The sequence below is a fragment of the Citrobacter sp. Ct235 genome (assembly GCF_030332305.1).
GTDB classification, from domain to species: domain Bacteria; phylum Pseudomonadota; class Gammaproteobacteria; order Enterobacterales; family Enterobacteriaceae; genus Citrobacter_A; species Citrobacter_A telavivensis.
The window spans coordinates 1062756-1085481 of the sequence record NZ_JAOWIC010000049.1 but is presented as its reverse complement, the minus strand read 5'-3'; the positions used below and the strand labels follow the sequence as shown (position 1 = coordinate 1085481).

Annotated in this window: 25 protein-coding genes and 1 pseudogene; 15 read left to right on the top strand and 11 right to left on the bottom strand. The window is 51.1% G+C overall.

The genetic code is table 11. The annotated features are described in order from the left end of the window. Nucleotides 1-108: 108 nt before the first annotated feature. Nucleotides 109-339 (bottom strand): DNA polymerase III subunit theta, encoded by a 231-nt coding sequence (locus tag OGY35_RS22270; RefSeq protein ID WP_286633477.1) that lies wholly within the window; start codon nt 337-339, stop codon nt 109-111. Nucleotides 340-476: 137 nt separating this feature from the next. Between OGY35_RS22270 and yobA the strand changes: the two genes are divergently transcribed. From yobA to OGY35_RS22255, 3 genes are read left to right on the top strand one after another with little or no spacing between them, the layout of a single operon-like run. Further along, nucleotides 477-851, top strand: coding sequence for a CopC domain-containing protein YobA (gene yobA, locus OGY35_RS22265; RefSeq protein WP_286633476.1), 375 nt, complete (start codon nt 477-479; stop codon nt 849-851). Nucleotides 852-853: 2 nt separating this feature from the next. Next, on the top strand, nt 854-1726 hold the full coding sequence (gene copD, locus OGY35_RS22260; RefSeq protein WP_286633475.1) for a copper homeostasis membrane protein CopD: 873 nt from the start codon (nt 854-856) through the stop codon (nt 1724-1726). 16 nt (nt 1727-1742) lie between these two features. Then, nucleotides 1743-2081 (top strand): YebY family protein, encoded by a 339-nt coding sequence (locus OGY35_RS22255; protein ID WP_152404144.1) that lies wholly within the window; start codon nt 1743-1745, stop codon nt 2079-2081. 336 nt (nt 2082-2417) lie between these two features. Here the strand turns inward: OGY35_RS22255 and OGY35_RS22250 are convergent, their stop codons facing one another. Then, nucleotides 2418-2768, bottom strand: a complete 351-nt coding sequence (locus tag OGY35_RS22250; RefSeq protein WP_286633474.1) for a tyrosine-type recombinase/integrase — start codon at nt 2766-2768, stop codon at nt 2418-2420. On the opposite strand from OGY35_RS22250, the gene OGY35_RS22245 reads away from it, so the two are divergent. After that, nucleotides 2755-2964, top strand: a complete 210-nt coding sequence (locus OGY35_RS22245; RefSeq protein ID WP_286633473.1) for a hypothetical protein — start codon at nt 2755-2757, stop codon at nt 2962-2964. The genes OGY35_RS22250 and OGY35_RS22245 overlap by 14 nt on opposite strands. Before the next feature lie 480 nt (nt 2965-3444). Here the strand turns inward: OGY35_RS22245 and OGY35_RS22240 are convergent, their stop codons facing one another. After that, nucleotides 3445-4467, bottom strand: a complete 1023-nt coding sequence (locus OGY35_RS22240) for a hypothetical protein (protein WP_286633472.1) — start codon at nt 4465-4467, stop codon at nt 3445-3447. A gap of 11 nt (nt 4468-4478) precedes the next feature. Next, nucleotides 4479-5921, bottom strand: a complete 1443-nt coding sequence (locus OGY35_RS22235; protein WP_286633471.1) for an MBOAT family O-acyltransferase — start codon at nt 5919-5921, stop codon at nt 4479-4481. Between the two features lie 550 nt (nt 5922-6471). On the opposite strand from OGY35_RS22235, the pseudogene OGY35_RS22230 reads away from it, so the two are divergent. Together OGY35_RS22230 and pphA are read left to right on the top strand one after the other, a co-directional pair. After that, nucleotides 6472-6977: pseudogene (locus OGY35_RS22230) on the top strand (Y-family DNA polymerase); the annotation flags it as partial. A 55-nt stretch (nt 6978-7032) separates the two neighbouring features. Continuing rightward, nucleotides 7033-7695, top strand: a complete 663-nt coding sequence (pphA, locus tag OGY35_RS22225; RefSeq protein WP_286633470.1) for a protein-serine/threonine phosphatase — start codon at nt 7033-7035, stop codon at nt 7693-7695. Here pphA and OGY35_RS22220 read toward each other — a convergent pair whose 3' ends face one another. The 5 genes from OGY35_RS22220 to yebS all read right to left on the bottom strand — a co-directional run bounded on the left by OGY35_RS22220 (nt 7696) and on the right by yebS (nt 13742). After that, nucleotides 7696-7887, bottom strand: coding sequence for a YdfD/YebW family protein (locus OGY35_RS22220; RefSeq protein ID WP_042318465.1), 192 nt, complete (start codon nt 7885-7887; stop codon nt 7696-7698). Between the two features lie 101 nt (nt 7888-7988). Continuing rightward, nucleotides 7989-8225, bottom strand: coding sequence for a YebV family protein (locus OGY35_RS22215; RefSeq protein ID WP_167382411.1), 237 nt, complete (start codon nt 8223-8225; stop codon nt 7989-7991). A 114-nt stretch (nt 8226-8339) separates the two neighbouring features. Further along, nucleotides 8340-9779 (bottom strand): 16S rRNA (cytosine(1407)-C(5))-methyltransferase RsmF, encoded by a 1440-nt coding sequence (gene rsmF, locus OGY35_RS22210; RefSeq protein WP_286633469.1) that lies wholly within the window; start codon nt 9777-9779, stop codon nt 8340-8342. A gap of 77 nt (nt 9780-9856) precedes the next feature. Then, nucleotides 9857-12490 (bottom strand): PqiB family protein, encoded by a 2634-nt coding sequence (locus OGY35_RS22205; RefSeq protein ID WP_286633468.1) that lies wholly within the window; start codon nt 12488-12490, stop codon nt 9857-9859. Further along, nucleotides 12459-13742, bottom strand: a complete 1284-nt coding sequence (yebS, locus tag OGY35_RS22200; protein ID WP_286633467.1) for a membrane integrity lipid transport subunit YebS — start codon at nt 13740-13742, stop codon at nt 12459-12461. The genes OGY35_RS22205 and yebS overlap by 32 nt, the downstream gene beginning before the upstream one ends. 130 nt (nt 13743-13872) lie before the next feature. Between yebS and msrC the strand changes: the two genes are divergently transcribed. The 4 genes from msrC to htpX all read left to right on the top strand — a co-directional run bounded on the left by msrC (nt 13873) and on the right by htpX (nt 18297). After that, on the top strand, nt 13873-14370 hold the full coding sequence (gene msrC / locus OGY35_RS22195) for a free L-methionine (R)-S-oxide reductase MsrC (protein ID WP_178827129.1): 498 nt from the start codon (nt 13873-13875) through the stop codon (nt 14368-14370). Nucleotides 14371-14467: 97 nt separating this feature from the next. Continuing rightward, nucleotides 14468-15154 carry an RNA chaperone ProQ gene (proQ, locus tag OGY35_RS22190; RefSeq protein WP_152404155.1) on the top strand — a complete coding sequence of 229 codons (687 nt, stop codon included), beginning with the start codon at nt 14468-14470 and terminating at the stop codon, nt 15152-15154. A gap of 19 nt (nt 15155-15173) precedes the next feature. Further along, on the top strand, nt 15174-17222 hold the full coding sequence (gene prc, locus OGY35_RS22185) for a carboxy terminal-processing peptidase (protein WP_286633466.1): 2049 nt from the start codon (nt 15174-15176) through the stop codon (nt 17220-17222). Between the two features lie 193 nt (nt 17223-17415). Beyond that, nucleotides 17416-18297: a protease HtpX gene (gene htpX / locus OGY35_RS22180; protein ID WP_042318474.1), complete on the top strand. Its 882-nt coding sequence runs from the start codon at nt 17416-17418 to the stop codon at nt 18295-18297. A gap of 45 nt (nt 18298-18342) precedes the next feature. Here the strand turns inward: htpX and OGY35_RS22175 are convergent, their stop codons facing one another. Further along, nucleotides 18343-19716, bottom strand: coding sequence for an MFS transporter (locus OGY35_RS22175; protein ID WP_286633465.1), 1374 nt, complete (start codon nt 19714-19716; stop codon nt 18343-18345). A 176-nt stretch (nt 19717-19892) separates the two neighbouring features. On the opposite strand from OGY35_RS22175, the gene kdgR reads away from it, so the two are divergent. Further along, nucleotides 19893-20684 (top strand): DNA-binding transcriptional regulator KdgR, encoded by a 792-nt coding sequence (kdgR, locus tag OGY35_RS22170; protein WP_046481145.1) that lies wholly within the window; start codon nt 19893-19895, stop codon nt 20682-20684. A 108-nt stretch (nt 20685-20792) separates the two neighbouring features. Here kdgR and OGY35_RS22165 read toward each other — a convergent pair whose 3' ends face one another. Further along, nucleotides 20793-21032, bottom strand: coding sequence for a YobH family protein (locus tag OGY35_RS22165; RefSeq protein ID WP_042318478.1), 240 nt, complete (start codon nt 21030-21032; stop codon nt 20793-20795). A 160-nt stretch (nt 21033-21192) separates the two neighbouring features. Between OGY35_RS22165 and mgrB the strand changes: the two genes are divergently transcribed. From mgrB to cspE, 4 genes are all read left to right on the top strand, one after another. Then, the gene (gene mgrB, locus OGY35_RS22160) at nt 21193-21336 is read left to right on the top strand and encodes a PhoP/PhoQ regulatory lipoprotein MgrB (protein ID WP_042318479.1); all 144 of its coding nucleotides are present in this window, start codon (nt 21193-21195) and stop codon (nt 21334-21336) included. A gap of 74 nt (nt 21337-21410) precedes the next feature. Then, the gene (locus tag OGY35_RS22155; protein WP_178825251.1) at nt 21411-21698 is read left to right on the top strand and encodes a YebO family protein; all 288 of its coding nucleotides are present in this window, start codon (nt 21411-21413) and stop codon (nt 21696-21698) included. 657 nt (nt 21699-22355) lie between these two features. Then, complete coding sequence (locus OGY35_RS22150) at nt 22356-22499, top strand: DUF2627 domain-containing protein (RefSeq protein WP_042318481.1); 144 nt, start codon at nt 22356-22358, stop codon at nt 22497-22499. A 12-nt stretch (nt 22500-22511) separates the two neighbouring features. After that, nucleotides 22512-22721, top strand: a complete 210-nt coding sequence (gene cspE / locus OGY35_RS22145) for a transcription antiterminator/RNA stability regulator CspE (RefSeq protein WP_001062678.1) — start codon at nt 22512-22514, stop codon at nt 22719-22721. Nucleotides 22722-22726 lie beyond the last annotated feature (5 nt).

Sequence of the window (22726 nt, the reverse complement as noted above, 5' to 3'; positions counted from 1 at the left end):
ATGACTTCCTTTTCATAGTGTCTACAATCATCCTTAAATCATAGAATAAGAATGTACTTATACTGTAGCAGCCAATATGTAAGGATACGTAACTTTACATCAAAGATATTACTTAGGTTTGGGCTCATACGGTAAGCGTGACAACGAAACGGACGCCAGACGGTGGGCGATCAGACGTTCGCGAAACCATTCGCGCAGATGAGCGGGTTGCTCGCGTTCTACGACTTCGGCGACAACGGTCATGTTGTAGCGCTCTTTAAACGCGACGCCAGCAGCGGCCAGGTCAACGTTTACCTTGTCCATTTCAGCCTGTTCAAGCTGAGCCAAATTTTTGTGCATGGGCTTCTCCTTCGGTATTGCGCGCAAAAGTTACTAAGAGTCTGCCATAATGGCAAGCCGCAATTGAAGATTGTCGACGCGAACATTATAGAAGGTTATCCTCACAGGATAAGGCATTACAAAAGGGAATAGTTGATATGGTCTCTCCTGCACGTACTTTTCGCTATACGCTCCTTTTTCTGGCTTCAGCCCTGGCGGCTCCGACCGTATGGGCCCATGCGCATCTGACCCACCAGTATCCGGCCGCGGAGGCCGAAGTTGCCGCCGTGCCACAGGCGCTGACGCTTAATTTCTCTGAAGGTATCGAGCCTGGATTCAGCGGGGCGACGATTACCGGTCCGAAACAAGAGGGAATCAAAACCCGTCCGGCAAAGCGTAATGAACAGGATAAGAAACAGCTGATCGTCCCGCTCGATGAAACGCTGAAGCCGGGTCAATACACGGTGAACTGGCACGTGGTGTCCGTCGATGGACACAAAACCAAAGGACAGTACACTTTTAGCGTGAAATAAACATGCTGACGCTGACCTGGGTTGCACTTCGCTTCATCCATTTTACCGCCCTGATGCTGGTGTTTGGCTCTGCGCTTTACGGCGCGTGGCTGGCACCGCTCTCTATCCGCCGTCTGATGAGCCGACGGTTCTTACGTCTGCAACAGCATGCTGCATGGTGGAGTTTTCTGAGTGCGTTACTGATGCTGGCGATCCAGGGCGGGCTCATGGGCTCCGGCTGGCAGGATGTTATCTCCGTTTCGATCTGGGTTGCCGTACTGCAAACCCAGTTTGGCGGGGTGTGGCTCTGGCAGATCGTTCTGGCGCTGGTCACGCTGGTTGCCGCGCTGATTGTGCCGCGTAATTTACCGCGACTATTACTGCTCTTAACCCTCGCACAGTTTGCACTACTGACGGGAGTTGGGCATGCCACGCTGCACTCTGGCGTTATTGGCGCGCTCCAGCAGACAAATCATGCACTGCATCTCATTTGCACTGCGGCCTGGTTTGGCGGTCTGTTACCGGTGATTTACTGCATGGACATGGCAAGAGGACGCTGGCAGCAGCAGGCGGTTTACACCATGATGCGTTTTTCACGCTATGGGCATCTCGCCGTGGCAGGTGTGTTGCTTACCGGTATCGCCAATGTGTTGTTTATACAGGGTTTTTCACTTCCATGGCGGACCGTCTGGGGGCAACTGCTTTTGCTAAAATGTGCACTTGTCCTGCTAATGGTGGCAATCGCACTGGCGAATCGGTATCTTCTCGTACCACGAATGCGCCAGGATAGTCGACGCATCAATCTGTACTTTATTTGGATGACGAAGATCGAATGGGGAATCGGCGCCGTCGTGCTGGCAATTGTCAGTTTGTTTGCGACGCTGGAACCGTTCTGAGGGACAGGCAAAACTCATGAAAAAAATGATTCTCTCTTTGCTGCTTCTGACCAGTTCAGGGGTTGCGCTGGCGGCACCGCAGGTCATTACCGTGAGCCGTTTTGAAATCGGCAAAGATAAGTGGGCGTTCAATCGCGAAGAGGTCATGCTGACCTGTCGGCCCGGAAACGCGCTGTATGTGATTAACCCCAGCACGCTCGTTCAGTATCCGTTGAATGATATCGCGCAAGAGCAGGTGGCAAGCGGCAAAACGAATGCACAACCTCTGTCGGTGATTCAGATTGACGATCCGGCAAAACCGGGTGAAAAAATGAGCCTGGCACCGTTTATCGAACGAGCAGAAAAACTCTGTTAATTCCCAAAAGTATCTTTCTGATTTCCAATAAAAAACCGCAAGCCTTCTGCTGAGGGTCTTGCGGTTTTTACATTTCAGTCAGTGACTACCACCGTTTTTTTCCGACCGCATAAGCCGCGGACTGGAAAACCTGGCGTCGTCATCTATTCTTAAAAGGCAAGGCGACTTAGCCTGCATTAATGCCAACTTTTAGCGCACGGCTCTCTCCCAAGAGCCATTTCCCTGGACCGAATACAGGAATCGTATTCGGTCTCTTTTTATCTGTATGTTTTATATAGTGTTTTTACGTTTCAACCCGAAAAAACACGAAAATTACTCGAAATTTCCATATCCTGTCTAAACCATAACATACTCTGCACCGCGTGCGTCCAGGTATTTTTTGGTCATTGTTAAATTTTTGTGGCCCAGTAAGCGTTGTGCGAAATCCTCTCCACGCTCACTTTCATACAGCCGCCCGGCCAGACTTCTTATCTCATGAAAAGAGGGCGGGTTATGGCCGAACTTTGAATCGGTCGCATCCCTTACCGTTGAAAACGCCTGTGTAAGCCCGTCTGGTGTTAACGGACCGGGTTTTCGTCCGCCACGCCTGACAGATGAGTAGAGCATAAAATCCGACGGATTATTTATCCTGTACCGATCAACGATACCCTGTAATACTGCGTATGGAATTGATGTGCAAAACGGCATTCAGTTTATCATGCAACGTCTTGATTTTGAAGAAACTATGAATATGTCCAGAATTATCAGAGTTGCAGGTATTTTAGGTATGCATTTTGATCAATGTCAGTGGGAAAGGAATGACAGCGTCCAGCTCGTTAAAGTACAAATAGATAGCACAGGAAACACTCAAGGGTATCAGGTTAAAAGCTTCAACGATTGCTGAATAAAGCTTGATGACACGAGTGATACATGCGTCCTTCTATCTGATATAGACAACATCAATGTGGTCTTTAGTCACTGTAAGGGCTCTCTGTTCGCGAATAAGTCGCGGTTCAAAATAAGCACAACCGCCGATCTGTTACAGTACCTAAAATTCTTCACGGATAACTATCTTGTATTTGCTAATAACAACACATGGGTCCCTGAGCTTAGGACAAATACATTGGCGTTTGATGACTTTGTTACCGGGATGAGGTCAGAGAAAATAACAGCTAACTCTACAAGGATAGTGCTCTCCCAGGATGTCGAGATTGTTTTACAGAATTCACCGGGGAAAGTTTCGGAAGAGTTAGTGACGACAGCGACAGATACGCAGTTGCGTTTGCTTTCTCAGGACAGCACAACAATGTGGAAGCTTCAGCCGCCGACATCATGAACGACGCCAACGGCTGCCCACTGGACACCAGTATAGCCCCATGATGGGCTATTTTCTCTTAACCAGGCATTCAGCTAGTCGTTCTGAACGGATCTCTGAGCCAGTCCTGTTGAGATGATAGATGGTATCTGAGAACATCTTGAAATCCTGGTTGGCATAAAATGGATCGCAAAGCACATGGACGTGCATTGATTCCAGAGTTTCTTTAATATTCTTGGCGAATGCTATTGCCTGTTGGTCATCCTTGTTAAAGAATTTTGTTTTGATGGATGCAGGCCAGGTAACGAAGAAAGTCCCACCGCTATCTTCAGTGATGTTCTTTAATTTACCAATCCCTGACTTCGCATAATCAGTAAAAGTTAAATTGTTTTTTCCATACGAAAGAATTTCTTCATATTTGTTCTGCTGTCTCTCCATCTTTGCGAGAATGCCCTGACTGTGATATAGCATTTGTATTGAGCCGTATTTGTCTAATGAGGTGTAGACGTACTTCTTGTATGAGTAATCAACTGATGGAACAGACGAAGACACCTCTTCAATTGACGCATATTTCGCATCTCCACCAGTGAGCAATCCTTCGATGACCCTGTCTTTATTAGTGAAGGTGAACAGTTTAATTTTGTCATAGAGGTTACGAGATCTCACATAATCACCTCCCCATCCAAGCATGTTCGTGATGAACCATGTGGTGGGATTGCTGTCTTTTCTGTAATATTGATATTCAAGTGGGGCAATGACAATATCACCGGGCTTGATATTCCGACGAAGAACGTAGACGAGAAAGTCTATATCCAATCCTGCATGCAAAGCCAGGTTAACTACCTTCATACCAGTCTTTTTCTCTATTATATCCCCACTAATCCCAAATAATGAGTTAGAGCCACTGATGAATACTATTCGTGGCGTATTTGTGGAGTCACTAATTAGTTCTTTCTTTTCGAGTGTATTCTTCAACCACCACTCAGCAACAACTGGTCTGCCTATCTGCCAGAAATAAAGGTATAGGTAAGCCGACATAAGGAACACGAATACGGCCACAAAAGCGATGATTGATTTGCTGTTTTTTGACATTTTCATCACCGTTAGAAATTCGAGTAAATGAAGCTTGTTGAACCGGCACCACCAAACAGGCATATAACCGATACAGTGAAGAGAGCGGAGCAAATAAATACGTTGCGATACTTAACCACCTGCCCATTGATTTCATGGCATGAAAGCTCATTGCTGTTCTTCGCAATGAAAGCGAATGCCAGAGACAACGCAAGTACGGAAACAGTCGACACGGAGGATACCCCCCAGGTAGTCAGCTCTTTATAAACCTCGAATCGGTTTTCGCTTTCCAGGATAAATTTTTCCGACCACATTCTGATCGTACCCACCCCATTGAGACCAAACATTCCCCTGTAAACGCTGACCACTTTATCGAAGCTTTCAGCCCTGAATGGGACCCATGAGAAGTTAATAAACAAGAATGTGACAACTAGTCCGGCCAGCCGGGGCATAGAGAATCCGAGCTTCGACCACGTGACGTTGATTCCGGTTGCTACGCCGTGAAGAAGCCCCCAGAGGATAAAGTTGATTGTTGCTCCATGCCACGCGCCACTGATTGCAAAAGTAATCAGCAGGTTTACGAGAGTTCTGGGATATCCGTGACGGCTACCGCCCAGAGGGATGTAGACATAGTCGCGTAGCCATGTGGAGAGAGAGATGTGCCAGCGACTCCAGAAATCACGGATGTTCACTGCCTTATAAGGCGAGTTGAAGTTTGCTGGCAGAGAAACTCCCAGGATCAGCGCAGAGCCTATTGCCATGTCCGAATATCCGGAGAAGTCATAGTAAATCTGCATGGTGTAGGATAGGGATGTCACCCATGATTCAGCCAGTTTTAATGGCGCTTCAGCAGCGTAACCAGCGTTTGCCACTTGAGCAAAGATAGAAGACAGCACAATTTTCTTATACAGACCGATAGACAGGAGCATCAGGCCGGATATCAGCTTACTACTGTCCAAAATTGAAGAGCTTCCAGACATCAGCCGGTCATATCTGGTTATCGGACCTGAAACCATCTTAGGGAAGAAGGTGATGTAATAAGCATAATCCAGGAACGCCACCCGTTCTTCTTTTTTCTTGTAAGCATCAACGAGGAATGAAACCTGTTGGAATACAAAGAAGCTTATTGCAACTGGAGCCATCAGATCGTCGATAGCAAATGACAGGCTATTCCAGGTGATGAGGTATTTGTATTTGAAGAAACACAGCATGACCACGTTGGATACAATACCCGCGCCAAACGCCGTTCTTCTGAAATTGAACTTGCTACCGATCAGATATGAGAAGTAAGTGGCAAGACAGGACAGAGCCAGCCATAACACACCATCCTGAGCTAGTTCACAATAGAACCATATGGATACTGCAGTGATAAAAAAACGAGATATCTGCGGGTGAAGTTTCCATGAGAAATAATTAATAATGGCAACTATTGGAAGGAATATAAAAATATAGTGAAGTGAGTTGAAAGCCATCATGGGTTCCATTTGTTTATTAGGGACGGCGCTGAGCAACAGTCATGAGAGCAAATTTTGTTCAAATTTGTAAGTCCCTAAGAAAATGACGAAAAATAATAGCACACATCTAAATTCTTTCATCGAACTGGATCAACACATGTGATTAGTTGTGCTGTGTATCAATACAGTACTACTAAGGCGTTATGGGATTCCAATCGTCTGTAGCAGACTACGTTGAGCAGCGCAGATCATTGGATAAGCACATCATCACAAGGCCGTCATCGACATATTTGATGCCGGCTGCCGAAACTATCTGGCGTACAGGTATCATAAAAGACACGATACTGGTGGTGGGCAGCGCGGCATTCCTGGTTGATGGTTAGATTTTCGTGTGTCAACTTAACGATGAGCTCAGACCTAAGCGCTTGCGTTTTTCTACGGTGCGCTGTCTTGAAGACTTCAACTATCCTGACCGAAATCATGTGATGTAGCCAGAAAGCGCAGTCTTAGGAGTGGTGACATCTATCATCAATGATGCCCGTAGTGGCGAGTTTGACGTCTGCCCTGTGATCTGACGTTTGCCCAGGTTGATGTGAACTCATTTTATACAAGCTGCGAGACAGTATTCAGGCCAGACCTGAAGGGTAAGCCGGTTGTCGTGTTATCGAACAATGATGCACGTATACACTTTCCTTTTGAGGAAGAAAGTACAACCTAAGGATAGTCAATTCCAAATGAAATATAAGCAAAGCTACTCGCGTTAAAACGGGTGATCCATATTTCAAGCAAAGAGATCTGTTCCGAATATTCGGTGTTTTCTGCTTCAGTAGCAATTACGAGCTCTATGCTTGCATGTCCAATCGGGTCATGATTACGCTTAAGGATATGTCGCTGCGTTGCGAGATCTATTCAATAGACGAGGCATTCTGTGAACTCACGGGCGTGCGTAACTGCCGTGTGCTGGAGGACTTTGGCAGAGAACAGCAGGAAGCTGTCTATCGGAATACGCGACTCACTGTTGACGCGGGAATAGGGCAGCCCAAGACGTGGTTGAAACTGGAAGAAAACGTCCAGCGTTTTTTGCTGCTATTGTTAAATTTGTGTTAGGGCGTGACTGAGGACAAAAACTCTCATGAAACAGCCTGAAAAGAGTTACCAAATGATCGAGGGGGCGCACTGGCGGCACATCTGGGTAGTCGGGGATATCCACGGCTGTTTTGCGCTGTTGATGGCGAAATTACGGGCCTGTCGCTTTGACCCCTGGCAGGATCTGCTGGTTTCGGTGGGCGATCTCATCGATCGTGGTCCTGACAGTTTGCGCTGTCTGCAACTGCTGCATAAGCGCTGGATGGTGGCGGTCAGAGGGAATCATGAACAGATGGCGATAGATGCCTTGCGCACGTCTCAATGGTCGCTGTGGACGATGAATGGCGGAGGCTGGTTTACGATGTTGCCAGAGCAGAAACGGCATCAGGCCATGCTGGCACTGGAATACTGCCAGCAATTGCCGTGGATCCTGGAGCTGCATTGCCGCGAGGGGACGCATGTGGTTGCCCACGCTGATTACCCGGAAGACGTTTATCAGTGGCAAAAACCGGTTAACCTTACGGAGGTGCTGTGGCGACGTGCGCGACTGAGTGCGCATCTTGCGGGAGATGGGGCCGCTATTGTCGGCGCTGACCATTTCTGGTTTGGTCATACGCCGCTGCATCAACGCGTTGACAGCTACAATCTTCACTACATCGACACGGGGGCGGTATTCGGCGGTGAGTTAACGCTGGTACAACTGCAGTGATTAAAAGTCACTGTATTGCTGCGCGGGTGCCCAGAATCCATCGATAAAATCCTCTACCGGGAAGCAGCCACCCTGGCGAATTCGTTGATCGTCCATATAATACAGACACTGCTGCTCGGTATCGTAAACATCCACTACGATATCTTCGCAACCGCCATCCAGATAACAGACAAACAGAACCAGTGCGAACATCCTATCCTCATTTTGTACAGCTCTGACAAAAGTGTAGGAGGAATTAACGCAGGCGGGAAGGGGGAAATAAATAACCCGCCGATAGACGGGTTCTTTTTGAATCAGGCAAGACGCATGATCCAGGCATCAGACTTACGATCGTAATGGTTGCGAAAGAGGACCGAATGTTCTCCGTTGAGAAGGGCAGGAATGCTGGTCTCATCGTCCCAGGCATCCAGCTGCATGCATAAATCCGGATCGGATTTACACGGAATGGTTAACGTTCGGTCTCCCGGCGACTCGCCGTGTAACTCGGCATCGTCAATTTCAAAGGCGCCAATGCGCACACTGGTTTTCATCATCGTGCTCTCCGTTGGTTTGCTGATTGTGGTACGACCAGTTAGGCCGTCCATTTCTCAGCGTAGACAACGCAGGCAAAAGCGCCAGTCAAAAAATGCGCAAATTTCCCGATTTCAGACGTTACCGGTAAACAATTTGCCATCACGAACCAGTTCTCGCGGGTAACTGTTTTTCAGCCGTGAACCGATCCGTTTGGCGAGGCCAATCGGCTGATGCTGGAAGGTTACCAGCACATCGTCAGTGGCGGGGGCGGTCTGCGGGTAAACATCGCGCCCGCGATACCACTCTTGCGCCTCCTGGTGCGACAGTTCAAACGCACTGCGGTGATTCACATCAGCCAGCGCGATGACCGCTTCGTGCTGCCAGCGATAACCTTTGTTATGGGTTTCTGCCAGCTTAATGCCGAGGCGAGAGAAGCGGACTTTACCGATCAGCGGTTCAATCTCCGCCGGGAAAAGCCAGACCTCTTTATCGCGCTGCCAGAGGTGCAGGTTTTCATCCCAGAGCAGGCCGAGGGCGCTAGCCGCCTGGGCTATATTCGCGGCTTCGCGACCTTTGACGGGGGTGAAAGGGAAGTTACCCACTTTGTACTTCGGCGCAGGCAGCGCGGAAATGGACGCTGTTTTACGCAGACGGGCAACGAAGAATCCTTCGCAGTCATAAATCTGCGGAAAGACATGCAGGAAACCTTCGGCTGTTAGCGCCTGAGTCGCCTCAGGAAAAAGATCGTCTAACGGTAAAAATTCCACTGCCTCAGGCCAGGTCTCTTTCAGCCAGGCAAGCACCGATTCGTTTTCATCACGATTTAACGTACAGGTCGAATAGACCAGGGTACCGCCAGGGCGCAGGGCGTGAAACGCACTTTCGATCAGTTCGCGCTGGGTTGCGGCAATCTCATGATTGCTTTCCACGGACCAGTTTTTCAGCGCATCCGGATCTTTTCGCACAACGCCCTCACCCGAGCAGGGGGCATCAAGCAAAATCGCGTCGAACATTTCCGGCAGTGCTGCACCGAATACGCGGCCGTCAAAATGGGTCAGCGCCACGTTATTGATCCCGCAACGACTGATATTGGCATGCAGCACTTTCACCCGACTGGCGGAGTACTCGTTCGCAAGAATCGCCCCGCGGTTGCCCATGCGCGCTGCGATTTGCGTGGTTTTTGAACCCGGCGCGGCGGCAACGTCCATCACGCGGTTCGGCGAATTATCATCGGCAAACAAGGCGGCAACCGGCAGCATGGAACTGGCTTCCTGAATATAAAACAGGCCGCTCAGATGCTCGGCGGTACTGCCTAAGGGCAATGCTTCTTCATCGTCGCGCTCAATCCAGAAGCCCTCTTCACACCAGGGAACCGGCGTCAGCGACCAGCCATACGGGGCGGTTAAAGTGAGAAAATCGGCAACCGAAATCTTAAGGGTATTAACGCGGATGCTGCGGCGTAACGGGCGCTGGCAGGCGGCGAGAAAATCATCAAAAGAGAGGTGTGCAGGCATTGCCTCGCGCATTTGCGTCAAAAAGGCGTCAGGAAAATAAACAGCGTGTTGAGTCACGGGGGAGCACCACCGGCAGTAAAACAAGCGCGCAGTGTAGCATAAAGGCCCCGGCGCGAGCACGCCGGAGCCTGATATTAACGTGGCAGCGCGGTGCCCCATTCACGCCACTCTTTCGGCTCACTTTCCAGCAGCAGGAAGTGTTTCCCGGCCTGCGCTTTCGGTGCCAGCGGGGTGCCTGGCGGCGTGGCGAACGCGATGCCGCCGCGAATGAACTGATTAAAGGTGCCGGTCTTCACGACGCCCCCCGTCAGGCCAAAGTCCAGACTGTATCCGGAGGCCAGCCAGAAGACGGAGTTATTGCGGACCAGATGCTGATAGCGTTGACTGATGCGCAAGGCGATCATCACGCGGTCAGACAATGTGCCGAGCGTCATGCCGGTTACCGTACCGACTTCAATCCCACGGAACAGCACCGGCGTACCGATCGCCAGCGAGCCTGCTTCGGGGACTTCGAGCACAATACTCAGCCCGTCAAGGTAACGTGAGTCAGTAATGGTCGCTTCCTGTAGCTCGAAGTCCCGACGTGGATTACCCCGACCCGGCTCGACGTTGATGTAGGGTTGCAGGATAGTGTCGAGGTGCTCCACGCCAGCGGCTGAGATCTGCGGTGTAATCACGGAGAAGCGCGTCCCGCCACGGGCAAAGGTCTGCACGTATTCCGGATACAGGACCGCCTTCGCCTGTACCTCGTTGCGCGAGGTAAGCAGTTCAAGCGTCTGAATCTGTCCGATATCAATGCCGAGGTAGCGAATGGGCATCCCGGCGGCCAGTTTCCCGGCATCAAAGGCGTGGAGTGTGATTTGCCCGCCGACCGCACGCGCGGCGGTTTCGGAGGCATACAAAATGCGCTTATCGCCTTTGCGCTGGCTGGCGCTGGCACCGCTCAGATTGTCAAAGCTGATTGCCCCTTTCAGCGCGCGCGACAGGGGAGAAGCCTGCACGGTCAGGCCGCTGCCGTTGAGCTGCACTTTAGCCCCGCCTTCCGCCCAGAATACGCTGTTGTTGGTCAACAGGTTGCGGTACTCCGGCTTAATGTGGAGATCGATATCAAAGGCGTCGGCGCGGGGGCGCACGGTGATCACTTCGCCCACCTCAAATTTACGATACAGCACCACAGAACCGGCCTGCACGTCCGGCAGCGTTTCCGCACGCAGACTCAGAGTGGTGGTAGGCAGATCGCTCAGACTGTTCTCCACCGCTTTTTCCAGGTTGGCATACAGCGGATAACTGGACTTCATTTCCCCCTTGCTGCCCGGCAATATGCGGATACCGCCGCTTATCCATTCGCTGGCGCTGGCACCAAGAAATTCAACGCCATCCAGACCCACTTTGACATCCACACGACTGTTGACCACGAATTTACTGTCACCCTTAACCAGGTCGCGATGCTGTGGATCGACCGCCGCGGTGAACTCGACCCCTTTGCTGGTTAGCTTACGTTCGATCACCTGGCCTACCTGGACACCGTGGAGGATCAGCGGTTGACCCGCCTCGATACCGTAGCTTTCGGGCGCGGTCAGGGTAAACGTCAGAACGTCAGGTTCATGAAGCAGGGCTTTTTCACCAGGGACAACCACGAACTCGCTGCGCGGTTCACCGGTACCGGGCACCAGTTCAAAGGTTTTGCCCGTCAGCAACGAACTGATGTTAGCGTCACTTAGCGACAGTTTGGGACTGCGCAGTTCAATGCGAGTGCTGTCACGTAACAGCGTCACAACGCTGGGATCAACGGTCATTTCGCCGGTGACTTTACCGCCCGGCTCTAAATTCAGTTTGGTGAGTTCACCGACTTCCAGCCCCTGATACATGAGCGGGGTGGCGTTCGCTTTCAGCCCTTCGCCGCTGGGCAGTTCGAGCTTAACAATGACGCCGCGTTGACTGTGCGCCAGATCGGCGTACAGGCCAAAGGTATCATCCTGATCCGCGACCTTTGAGTCGTCCGGGGAGTCAAAGGCGATGGCCCCGTTGACCAGGGCAGCCAGACTCTCCAGCTTGACCTTCGCACCGCTCAGACTGATGTCGGCATTGACCCCTGAAACATTCCAGAAACGACTGCCTTTCTTCACCAGGTTGGTAAAACGGCGTTCAACCAGAACATCGATAGTGACGCCCTGTTTGTTTGGGTTAATGCTGTAATCATAAACCCTGCCGACCGGGATCTTACGGAAATAGACCAGCGAACCGCTGTTCAGCGACCCCAGATCGGGCGCATTAAGATGGATCATCAGGTCGCCGTTATCCAGGCGATATTTCGGCTGGGTATCAAGGGCGACGAAATGATCCTGCTCTTTACCTTTACCGGGCATCATGCCGATATAGTTACCGCCAACCAACGCATCAAGGCCTGAAACCCCCGCGAGCGACGCTTTGGGCGTCACCAGCCAGAACTGCGTGTCTTCGCGCAGGGCATCTTTCATGTCCGACTTAATACTGACTCGCACCTCAATTTTTCGCAGATCCTGACTCAGGCTGATGTCCTGAACCGTACCCACCTCCACGCCCTGATAGCGAACGGGCGTACGGCCCGGTACGATGCCATCCGCAGACATGAAGTCGATGGTCACGGTGTTACCGCGATCTTCATAACTGTTCCAAATCAGCCATCCCGCGATCATTAACGCAATCAGCGGGAGAAGCCAGAATGGTGAGATACGGCGTTTAGTTTTAATCTGCGCTTCAGTCTGCGAAGCGGGCGTTTCCTGACTCATGTGCATCCCAAAGTAAGCGGCTGTCCAGCCATTCCACTGCAAGAATAGTCAAAATGACCGCTGAGCCGAAATAAAACGCAGCCGGTCCCATAGTAAAAGCAAGAATCTGGTCGCGGTTAATCAGCGACATGGTTAAGGCGATAACAAAAAGGTCCAGCATCGACCAGCGACCGATCCACGTGACCAGGCGCAAGAGTTGCATACGCGTGCGTAAACCCTGTTCGCATTTGAACTGAATGCTGAGCAACAGCGTAAACATGACGATCACTTTGGTGAATGGCACCAGAATACTGGCGATAAAGACCACGGCGGCCACGGCGACATTGCTGTTCGCCAGCGACAGGATACCGGACATGATCGTGTCTTCCTGTCGTCCACCGTTCACGTAGATAACCGAGATAGGCATCAGGTTAGCAGGCAGCAACAAAACAATCGATGCCAACAACGCCGCCCAGCATTTTTGTACGCTCTGATTTCGGCGCTCACGCAAGGGAATATGGCAGCGCGGGCAGCGTCCACGCGGGTCCGGATAACCGGTAAAATGACAACCGAGGCAAATACGCAACTGCTCGTCCGGGCGTTTTGCCGGTCGCTGCGGATAAAAGCGTTCCCACAGCTGTTCAATGTTCAGATGCGACAGCGTCAGGATGCTAAGGATCACCAGTGCGATGAAGGCGTAAAGCCCCACGCCAGGCTGCAAAAAGGCGTAATCCTGAACTTTGATCGATGCCACGCCAATGCCCACCAGATAGATGTCCAGCATCACCCACTCTTTGAGTTTTTCCAGCATCAGCAGCACCGGGCGCAAATTCATGCCGAGAATATTGCCGAACCACAGGTAGGCAATCGCGCTCACGAGGATCAGCGGCGCGCCCGCAACGCAAAACAGCACCATCGTCGCGGTAATGGGATCGCCTTGCTGCGTCATCTGCCAGATCCCCTGCATCACGTTGGCATCAATGCGGATGCCCAGCAGATAGATATGCAGCAGAGGCTCGCCCCAGGCGAAGGGCATCAGCAACAGCATGGTGACAGCCATCGCCCCCAGGCGCGTCAGCGACCAGTCGCGACCATCACGAATTTTCGCCTGGCAGCGGGGACAGTACGCGCTCTGGTGAGAGCGCATCTTCGGCAGACTAAACAGCAGGTCACACTGAGGGCAACGCTGATAGTGCGCACGAGGCAGTGCTTCGCTGATGGATCGGATCGCTATTTTTTTCGTTGGCGTGATCTGAGGTGTCTTGAGAGCCATGTATCGCGAATCAAAGTGTTAGAATTATGTAATCTTAACTCATGACGGGAATGATCTTGAGCATTAACGCATTTAATGCTTATTTTAATAGGCTGGCAGTATCAGAGTAAGACAACTAAGTGATTATATAATGAACAAGACAGAGCTATACGCGGATCTGAACCGCGATTTTCAGGCATTAATGGCAGGAGAGACCAGTTTTCTGGCCACGCTGGCGAACACCAGCGCGCTGTTGTACGAACGTCTTTCGCAAGTGAACTGGGCGGGATTTTACCTTCTTGAGGGCGATACGCTGGTATTAGGTCCGTTTCAGGGCAAAATTGCCTGTGTACGGATTCCGGTGGGTCGCGGCGTGTGCGGCACGGCTGTTGCCCTAAACCAGGTGCAACGGATTGACGACGTTCACGCGTTTGATGGCCACATTGCCTGCGATGCGGCCAGTAATGCGGAGATTGTCCTGCCAATAACCGTTAAGGGCCATATTATTGGCGTGCTGGACATCGACAGTACGGCGTTTGGGCGCTTCACCGCTGAGGATGAGCAAGGTCTTCGCCGGCTCGTCGCGCAGCTTGAAACCGTGCTTGCAATGACGGATTACAAAAAATTCTTTGCGAGCATCGCAGGATAATCAACGGATACCGTAGCAATTACTGATGGCGTCATTATAATGACGCCTGTTCATGCCTGCGGCTTGTTGGCTACGTCCGTTGTAATCAGGAAATTTCATGGAAAATCAACCTAAGTTGAATAGCAGTAAAGAAGTAATCGCGTTTTTGGCCGAGCGTTTTCCGCAGTGCTTTAGTGCGGAAGGCGAAGCGCGCCCACTGAAAATTGGCATTTTTCAGGATCTGGTAGAGCGTATTGAGGGCGAAATGAACCTCAGCAAAACGCAACTTCGTTCCGCTTTACGTCTTTATACTTCGAGCTGGCGTTACCTGTACGGCGTTAAGCCGGGCGCAACGCGTGTCGATCTCGACGGCAACCCTTGTGGGGAGCTGGATGAGCAGCACGTTGAACATGCGCGTAAACAGCTTGAAGAAGCGAAAGCTCGCGTTCAGGCGCAGCGTGCTGAACAGCAAGCGAAAAAACGCGAAGCTGCCGCTGCCGCAGGTGAAACCGAAGACGCACCTCGCCGTGAACGTAAGCCGCGTCCTGCACCACGCCGCAAAGAAGCGACTGAGCGTAAACCGCGTGCTGATAAACCGGCCGCGAAAGCGCCGCGCGCACCTCGTGAAGAGAAATTGACTCCGGTTTCGGATATTTCAGCGCTGAGCGTTGGACAGTCTCTGAAGGTGAAAGCGGGCAATGATGCGATGGATGCCACCGTATTAGAAATCACCAAAGATGGCGTCCGTGTACAGCTGAATTCGGGTATGTCTTTGATTGTACGCGCAGAACACCTGGTGTTCTGAAACGGAGGCCAGGCCTGGCATGAACACATTTTTTAGGCTTACCGCGTTAGCTGGCCTGCTTGCAATAGCAGGCCAGACCTTCGCTGTGGACGACATTACGCGTGCCGATCAGATTCCTGTTCTTAAGGAAGAGACACAGCACGCGACGGTGAGTGAACGCGTTACGTCGCGTTTTACGCGTTCTCACTATCGTCAGTTCGATCTCGATTCGGCCTTTTCCGCCAAAATTTTCGACCGCTATCTGAATTTACTCGACTACAGCCACAACGTGCTGTTGGCGGGGGATGTCGAGCAGTTTGCGAAGAAGAAAGGGCAGTTGGGCGACGAACTGCGCTCGGGTAAGCTCGACGTTTTTTACGATCTCTATAATCTGGCGCAAAAGCGCCGTTTCGAGCGCTTTCAGTACGCACTGAAAGTGCTCGAACGTCCGATGGATTTCACCGGGACTGATACCTTTAATCTCGATCGCAGCAAAGCGCCCTGGCCGAAAGACGAGGCTGAGCTTAATGCGCTGTGGGACGGTAAGGTGAAGTTCGATGAGTTAAGTCTGAAACTGACCGGCAAAGACGACAAAGAAATTCGTGAGACGCTGACCCGTCGTTATAAATCCGCGATCCGTCGTCTGACGCAAACCAACAGTGAAGACGTCTTCTCACTGGCGATGACGGCGTTTGCTCGCGAAATTGATCCGCATACCAACTATCTCTCGCCACGAAACACCGAACAGTTTAATACTGAAATGAGCCTGTCCCTTGAAGGGATTGGTGCCGTCTTGCAGATGGACGATGACTATACGGTCATCAACTCCATGGTAGCCGGCGGTCCGGCGGCGAAGAGCAAAGCGATTAGCGTTGGCGATCGCATTGTCGGTGTGGGTCAGACGGGCAAAAGCATGGTCGATGTGATCGGCTGGCGTCTGGATGACGTTGTTGCGCTCATCAAAGGGCCAAAAGGCAGCAAGGTTCGTCTTGAAGTTCTGCCTGCCGGCAAAGGAACAAAAACCCGAACGGTCACACTGACGCGTGAGCGCATTCGTCTGGAAGACCGTGCGGTTAAGATGTCTGTGAAGACGGTGGGTAAAGAGAAAGTCGGCGTACTGGATATCCCGGGCTTCTATGTTGGCCTGACTGACGATGTCAAAGTTCAGTTGCAGAAACTGGAAAAACAGAACGTCAGCAGCATCGTAATCGATCTGCGCAGCAATGGTGGCGGAGCGTTGACGGAAGCGGTTTCGCTGTCGGGTCTGTTTATTCCTTCTGGTCCGGTGGTTCAGGTTCGCGACAATAATGGCAAAGTCCGTGAGGACAGCGATACCGATGGCGTTGTTTACTACAAAGGTCCGCTGGTGGTGCTGGTCGATCGCTTCAGCGCGTCGGCATCGGAAATTTTTGCTGCCGCCATGCAGGATTACGGTCGCGCGCTGATCGTCGGTGAACCGACCTTCGGTAAAGGTACCGTGCAGCAGTATCGTTCGCTGAACCGTATTTACGATCAGATGCTGCGTCCGGAATGGCCTGCACTGGGTTCCGTCCAGTACACGATCCAGAAGTTTTATCGCGTGAACGGCGGCAGTACCCAGCGTAAAGGCGTCACGCCCGATATCATCATGCCAACAGGGAATGAAGAGACAGAAACCGGCGAGAAGTTTGAAGATAATGCGTTGCCGTGGGATAGCATCGACGCCGCAACGTATGTGAAATCAGACGATCTGACGCCGTTCGGTCCTGAGTTACTCAAAGATCACAACGCGCGTATTGCGCAGGATCCTGAGTTCCAGTACATCATGAAGGATATCGCCCGTTTCAATGCGATGAAGGACAAACGTAACATCGCGTCTCTGAATTACGCGCAGCGTGAAAAAGAGAATAACGAAGATGATGCGATGCGTCTGGCGCGAATCAATGACCGGTTTAAACGTGAAGGAAAACCGGTTCTGAAGAAACTGGACGACTTGCCAAAAGATTACCAGGAGCCGGATCCGTATCTTGATGAAACGGTGAAGATTGCGCTGGATCTGGCGACGCTTGAGAAAGCGAAGCCAGCGGAACAAACCGCTGCGGCGAAGTAACCTCAGACAGGCACAAGAAATTGTGCCTGTTTTTTTTAACAAGCGCATGAAGTCGTCAGTCTGGTACAACAAAATGTAAAGTTGTGTCTTTCTGGTGACTTACCGGGCATTGATACTTGAAAATAGCGGTACGACCCATACGATGTGGGTAATCGCATAGTGCGTTTTGTTAAGTTGAGGTTAAAAGAAAATTATGATGCGAATCGCGCTTTTCCTGTTGACGAACCTTGCCGTCATGGTCGTTTTCGGGCTGGTGCTGAGCCTGACAGGGATTCAGTCGAGCAGCGTTCAGGGCCTGATGATTATGGCGCTGCTGTTCGGTTTTGGTGGTTCCTTCGTTTCACTGCTGATGTCCAAATGGATGGCGTTACGTTCCGTCGGTGGGGAAGTGATCGAGCAGCCGCGTAACGAAAGAGAACGCTGGTTAATGAATACGGTCGCCACGCAGGCGCGTCAGGCCGGTATCGCCATGCCGCAGGTTGCTATTTACCATGCGCCGGACATTAACGCGTTTGCCACCGGGGCGCGTCGTGATGCGTCTCTGGTCGCGGTCAGTACCGGCTTGCTGCAAAACATGAGCCCGGATGAGGCTGAAGCGGTTATTGCTCATGAAATTAGCCATATCGCGAACGGTGACATGGTCACCATGACGCTGATTCAGGGGGTCGTGAACACCTTTGTTATCTTTATCTCGCGCATTCTGGCGCAGATCGCCGCGGGTTTTCTCGGTGGCAACCGTGATGAAGGCGAGGGCAGCAATGGCAACCCGATGATCTATTTTGCTGTCGCGATGGTACTGGAACTGGTCTTCGGTATTCTGGCGAGCATTATTACCATGTGGTTCTCTCGTCATCGTGAGTTCCACGCCGACGCGGGTTCCGCCAAACTGGTTGGTCGTGAAAAGATGATTGCCGCGCTGCAGCGTCTGAAAACCAGTTACGAACCGCAGGAAGCATCCAGCATGATGGCCTTCTGCATTAATGGTAAAGGTAAATCACTGAGTGAACTGTTTATGACTCACCCGCCGCTGGATAAACGTATCGAAGCGCTGCGAAGTGGGGAATACCTGAAGTAAGCCTGTCGGCAAAAGAGAGAGCGCGCGTCCGCGGACGCGCTTTTTTTATCCCTGCGCTCGAGGTTGTGTGATGCGTAAACCACTCACCACCGCCGCCACGGTTGCCAGAATCCCCGCAGCCAGCAGAGAAACATGCGTGCCGTTATCCCCGAACTGGTTCAACAGCAGCGCGACCAGCGCCGCGCCTGAACTTTGTCCCAGCAAACGAGCGGTTCCCAGCATGCCGCTTGCACCACCGCTGCGTTCGCGCGGCGCTGACGTGATGATTGTGTGATTATTGGGTGACTGAAACAAACCAAACCCGGCACCGCAGAGGATCATCGGCCAGATGATATTGAGATCGGACGGTACGGCAGGAAGCAGCACCAGAGCAAACAGTCCGCCAGCCATCACCAACAGGCCCAGCGCCCTCAGCAATCCCGCATGGACGCGCTCTATCAGATACCCGGCCAGCGGTGCCATGACCATCGTTGCCAGTGGCCAGGGAGTGAGCAGCAGACCCGTTTCAACTTCACTGCGACCCAGTACCGTTTGCAGGTAGAAGGGAAGGGAGACCATCGCCAGCATCTGTGCGCAGAAGGAACAGATTGATGTCCCTATCGACAGTGAAAACAGGGGAATACGCAGCAGGTCGACCGGCAATAGCGGCACCGGTAGTGAGAGTTGACGGCGGATAAAGAAGTAGCCCACCACGACCAGCGCCGCCAGTTCAGCACCGACCAGTGTAAGGGACTGCCCCTGTGCAAAACCGCTCAGTGCGGTGATCAACAGACCAAAGGTCAGTGCGTTCATCACGGCGCTGGGGATATCAAAACGCGGTTTATTGCTGCGTGAACCATTGGGCGGCAGGAATCGCATCGCCAGAATCAACGCAATAATTCCTAATGGCACGTTGATCAGGAACAGCCATTTCCAGGAGGCGATTGAGAGGATTGCCGCGGCAATGGTGGGGCCTGCGGCTGCAGAGACGGCAACGATAAAGGAGTTGATGCCCATCCCGCGCCCCAGATGGCGCTGAGGATAAATCAGACGGATCAACGCGGTGTTGACGCTCATCAGCGCCGCGCCGCCAAACCCCTGCACGACACGCGCCATCGTCAACACCTGCAGCGAGTCTGCGAGCGCGCAGAACAGTGAAGCCAGCAGAAAGACGACCAGTCCGCATTTGTAGATGCGTCGATAGCCAAACATATCGCCCAGGAACGACAGCGACAGTAACGAGACGACAATGGCAATCTGATAGGCGTTGACGACCCAGATTGAGCTGGCGGCGGAGGCGTGTAAATCATCGGCAATGGTGGGGAGTGCCACGTTGGCAATGGCACCATCCAGTACGGCCATCGAAATACCAATAACAATGGTTAAAATGGCGCCATATCGCTGCGGAAGCGGCAGGCCGTCAGCCTGGGGTTTATTCATGTGATTGATAGTTTCTGCGAAGAATATGATCAGGGTAGTGATTCTAGCATTGATATTCAGGCTTTATGTCGCAGATTTGTAACGAAGTTAGCAAAGATGGATTGCGGGCGCCTGACCATGAAATTATAATAAAAAATCGTTCTGATTTTTATAAAACACTCGTAATGAGGTGATAGATGGCTAACGCAGATCTGGATAAACAGCCTGATTCTGTATCTTCCGTGCTGAAAGTTTTTGGCATTCTGCAGGCGCTGGGTGAAGAGCGCGAAATAGGGATTACCGAGTTATCACAACGCGTCATGATGTCAAAAAGCACCGTTTATCGCTTTTTACAGACCATGAAAACGCTGGGTTATGTGTCGCAGGAAGGGGAGTCCGAGAAGTATTCTCTGACGCTGAAACTGTTTGAACTGGGCGCGCGTGCGCTACAGAACGTTGACCTTATCCGCAGTGCGGACATCCAGATGCGTGAACTCTCTCGTCTGACTAAAGAGACCGTGCACCTCGGTGCGCTGGATGAAGACAGCATCGTATACATCCATAAGATTGATTCGATGTACAATCTGCGCATGTATTCGCGTGTCGGTCGTCGTAACCCGCTTTATAGCACCGCGATTGGTAAAGTGCTGCTGGCCTGGCGCGATCGTGATGAAGTGAAACAGATTCTGGACGGCGTTGAGTACAAACGCAGTACCGGGCGCACCATCACCACCACGGAAGCATTGCTGCCCGTGCTGGATAAAGTTCGTGAACAGGGTTATGGCGAAGATAACGAAGAACAAGAAGAAGGTTTACGCTGCATTGGCGTACCGGTATTTGACCGTTTCGGTGTCGTGATTGCTGGCCTGAGCATCTCATTCCCAACGCTGCGTTTTTCCGAAGAAAACCTGCATGACTACGTTTCGATGCTGCATACTGCGGCGCGTAAAATTTCTGAACAGATGGGTTACAACCATTATCCATTCTGATGACGTCATGATGGCGATATTAAGAAACTGCCGACTTTCGCGCCGGCAGTTTTATCCTGATGACATCCTGCTTAGGATTACGCATTGCGGTCATCACGGCGGCGGATCTTAACCGTTATCGACGACCACGGTACTTTTACGCAATAGCGGGCAATCCGTTAACCCAATGATACCGCTATCGGTATGAACATATTGCGCGGTGGCGGTTCCTCGCGCGGTGAGATACTTACACTGCAGCCCCAATCCGGCCGCATTCTCCTGACTGCCTATCAGAACACCATATCCACTGAGTAATAATCCAATCCAGACAAGCGCAAACAACACGATAGCGCGAATAATCAAACGCATTATGACCTCTTTTCTTCTATAAGTTAGACTGAGCTTAGCGTCTACGCGCATTGATACAAGTAAATGATTCTTAAAAAATCGCGAATGTTCTCTGTAGTTAGCCCTGGTTTAAGATACACATGATATTTTGGTGGCATAAGATGTTGATGCGGAGAGTGGAGTGAAAAAGTTTCGATGGATAATTCTGGTGGTGGTGGTGCTTGTGTGCCTGTTGCTATGGGCCCAGGTGTTCAACATCATGTGTGACCAGGATGTACAATTTTTCAGCGGAATTTGCGCCATCAATAAATTTATCCCCTGGTGAGATCATTTTTTCATCTGTTGATTACCTTCCTGTGGCGCGGTGGTAAAATGATGCGTCTACATTGAGGTGGTGAAATGAACGAAGTAGTGAATTCCGGCGTGCTTAATTTTGCGTCGTTGATTGTATCGGTGGGGGTTCTGGTTGTTGGGCTGGTGCTGTGGTTCTTTATCAACCGTGCAAGCTCGCGAACCAATGAGCAGATTGAGCTGCTTGAAGCGTTGTTAGATCAGCAGAAGCGACAAAATGCCTTATTGCGTCGTCTCTGTGAAGCGAACGAACCGGAAAAAGTGGCTGAGGCATCGCCGAAGGCCAATGACCCGCAAGAGGATGATGACATCATCCGTCTGGTCGCAGAGCGTTAATCCTTTGTAAAACAGGAAGCGAATGGACTGGCATCCCGTCGGTCTTTCCTTCCTGGGTCATTATCCTGCACGCTATTAGTGCAGTTACATACTGCTTCGCTATATCCGTTCCTTCCTGAGTCATTCCGTCGGTTATTGTCTGCACACACTTAATTATATTTTTCCATACGTTAATAATGTGAACATCCCCGTTTTGTGAGAATGATCGGCTTTATAAAAATCGAAACGTTTCTTTCCCTATTTTTGTGCATTGTCATCATTCTTTCATTAAATGAGTGCATAAGAACAGTGGATATCAGGTTGGACCGAAATGTGTTGTTATTATGATAACGGGCCATTTTGTGTTGAGACAAATTATGCATAACAAAGCAGAATTTGTGATAACGGCCTGACTCCACGTTTCATCATCGCGATGATCTGGAAGTCATGAAGTTATTGAGCTATGGTTGAAAAGTCCCCGTTGCGATGCTGGTCTGACAAGGGCTCAGCAAGAAAGCGGGAATATATCGGCTTGAGAATTGACGCATAACTGTGCAGATACTCTGTGTCGACTGGTGAGATTTGTGCGACCGATCGAGACACGTTTAAAAATGGCTTGCCATAATTAACGTTGTATGTGATAACACGTTTTGGGTTAAACGAGGTACAGTTCTGTTTATGTGTGGCATTTTCAGTAAAGAAGTCCTGAGTAAACACGTTGTCGTTGAATACCGCTTCTCTGCCGAACCTTATATTAGTGCCTCAAGCAGTAATGTCTCAGTTTTATCTATGTTAGGCCTGCGGGCTAAGAAAACACTCTAAGGAATTTTGCAAATGGCAAAGATTAAAGGTCAAGTTAAGTGGTTCAACGAGTCTAAAGGTTTTGGCTTTATTACTCCGGCTGATGGCAGCAAAGACGTGTTCGTACACTTCTCCGCTATCCAGGGTAATGGCTTCAAAACTCTGGCTGAAGGCCAGAACGTTGAGTTCGAAATTCAGGACGGCCAGAAAGGTCCGGCTGCTGTTAACGTAACAGCTATCTGATCGAC

What these genes read in the sequence shown, in the direction of transcription:
- OGY35_RS22270 (WP_286633477.1), bottom strand. Translation starts at nt 339, where the DNA reads ATGCACAAAAATTTGGCTCAGCTTGAACAGGCTGAAATGGACAAGGTA.
- yobA (WP_286633476.1), top strand. Translation starts at nt 477, where the DNA reads ATGGTCTCTCCTGCACGTACTTTTCGCTATACGCTCCTTTTTCTGGCT.
- copD (WP_286633475.1), top strand. Translation starts at nt 854, where the DNA reads ATGCTGACGCTGACCTGGGTTGCACTTCGCTTCATCCATTTTACCGCC.
- OGY35_RS22255 (WP_152404144.1), top strand. Translation starts at nt 1,743, where the DNA reads ATGAAAAAAATGATTCTCTCTTTGCTGCTTCTGACCAGTTCAGGGGTT.
- OGY35_RS22250 (WP_286633474.1), bottom strand. Translation starts at nt 2,768, where the DNA reads ATGCCGTTTTGCACATCAATTCCATACGCAGTATTACAGGGTATCGTT.
- OGY35_RS22240 (WP_286633472.1), bottom strand. Translation starts at nt 4,467, where the DNA reads ATGTCAAAAAACAGCAAATCAATCATCGCTTTTGTGGCCGTATTCGTG.
- OGY35_RS22235 (WP_286633471.1), bottom strand. Translation starts at nt 5,921, where the DNA reads ATGATGGCTTTCAACTCACTTCACTATATTTTTATATTCCTTCCAATA.
- pphA (WP_286633470.1), top strand. Translation starts at nt 7,033, where the DNA reads ATGAAACAGCCTGAAAAGAGTTACCAAATGATCGAGGGGGCGCACTGG.
- OGY35_RS22220 (WP_042318465.1), bottom strand. Translation starts at nt 7,887, where the DNA reads ATGTTCGCACTGGTTCTGTTTGTCTGTTATCTGGATGGCGGTTGCGAA.
- OGY35_RS22215 (WP_167382411.1), bottom strand. Translation starts at nt 8,225, where the DNA reads ATGAAAACCAGTGTGCGCATTGGCGCCTTTGAAATTGACGATGCCGAG.
- OGY35_RS22205 (WP_286633468.1), bottom strand. Translation starts at nt 12,490, where the DNA reads ATGAGTCAGGAAACGCCCGCTTCGCAGACTGAAGCGCAGATTAAAACT.
- yebS (WP_286633467.1), bottom strand. Translation starts at nt 13,742, where the DNA reads ATGGCTCTCAAGACACCTCAGATCACGCCAACGAAAAAAATAGCGATC.
- msrC (WP_178827129.1), top strand. Translation starts at nt 13,873, where the DNA reads ATGAACAAGACAGAGCTATACGCGGATCTGAACCGCGATTTTCAGGCA.
- proQ (WP_152404155.1), top strand. Translation starts at nt 14,468, where the DNA reads ATGGAAAATCAACCTAAGTTGAATAGCAGTAAAGAAGTAATCGCGTTT.
- prc (WP_286633466.1), top strand. Translation starts at nt 15,174, where the DNA reads ATGAACACATTTTTTAGGCTTACCGCGTTAGCTGGCCTGCTTGCAATA.
- htpX (WP_042318474.1), top strand. Translation starts at nt 17,416, where the DNA reads ATGATGCGAATCGCGCTTTTCCTGTTGACGAACCTTGCCGTCATGGTC.
- OGY35_RS22175 (WP_286633465.1), bottom strand. Translation starts at nt 19,716, where the DNA reads ATGAATAAACCCCAGGCTGACGGCCTGCCGCTTCCGCAGCGATATGGC.
- kdgR (WP_046481145.1), top strand. Translation starts at nt 19,893, where the DNA reads ATGGCTAACGCAGATCTGGATAAACAGCCTGATTCTGTATCTTCCGTG.
- OGY35_RS22165 (WP_042318478.1), bottom strand. Translation starts at nt 21,032, where the DNA reads ATGCGTTTGATTATTCGCGCTATCGTGTTGTTTGCGCTTGTCTGGATT.
- OGY35_RS22155 (WP_178825251.1), top strand. Translation starts at nt 21,411, where the DNA reads ATGAACGAAGTAGTGAATTCCGGCGTGCTTAATTTTGCGTCGTTGATT.
- OGY35_RS22150 (WP_042318481.1), top strand. Translation starts at nt 22,356, where the DNA reads ATGTGTGGCATTTTCAGTAAAGAAGTCCTGAGTAAACACGTTGTCGTT.
- cspE (WP_001062678.1), top strand. Translation starts at nt 22,512, where the DNA reads ATGGCAAAGATTAAAGGTCAAGTTAAGTGGTTCAACGAGTCTAAAGGT.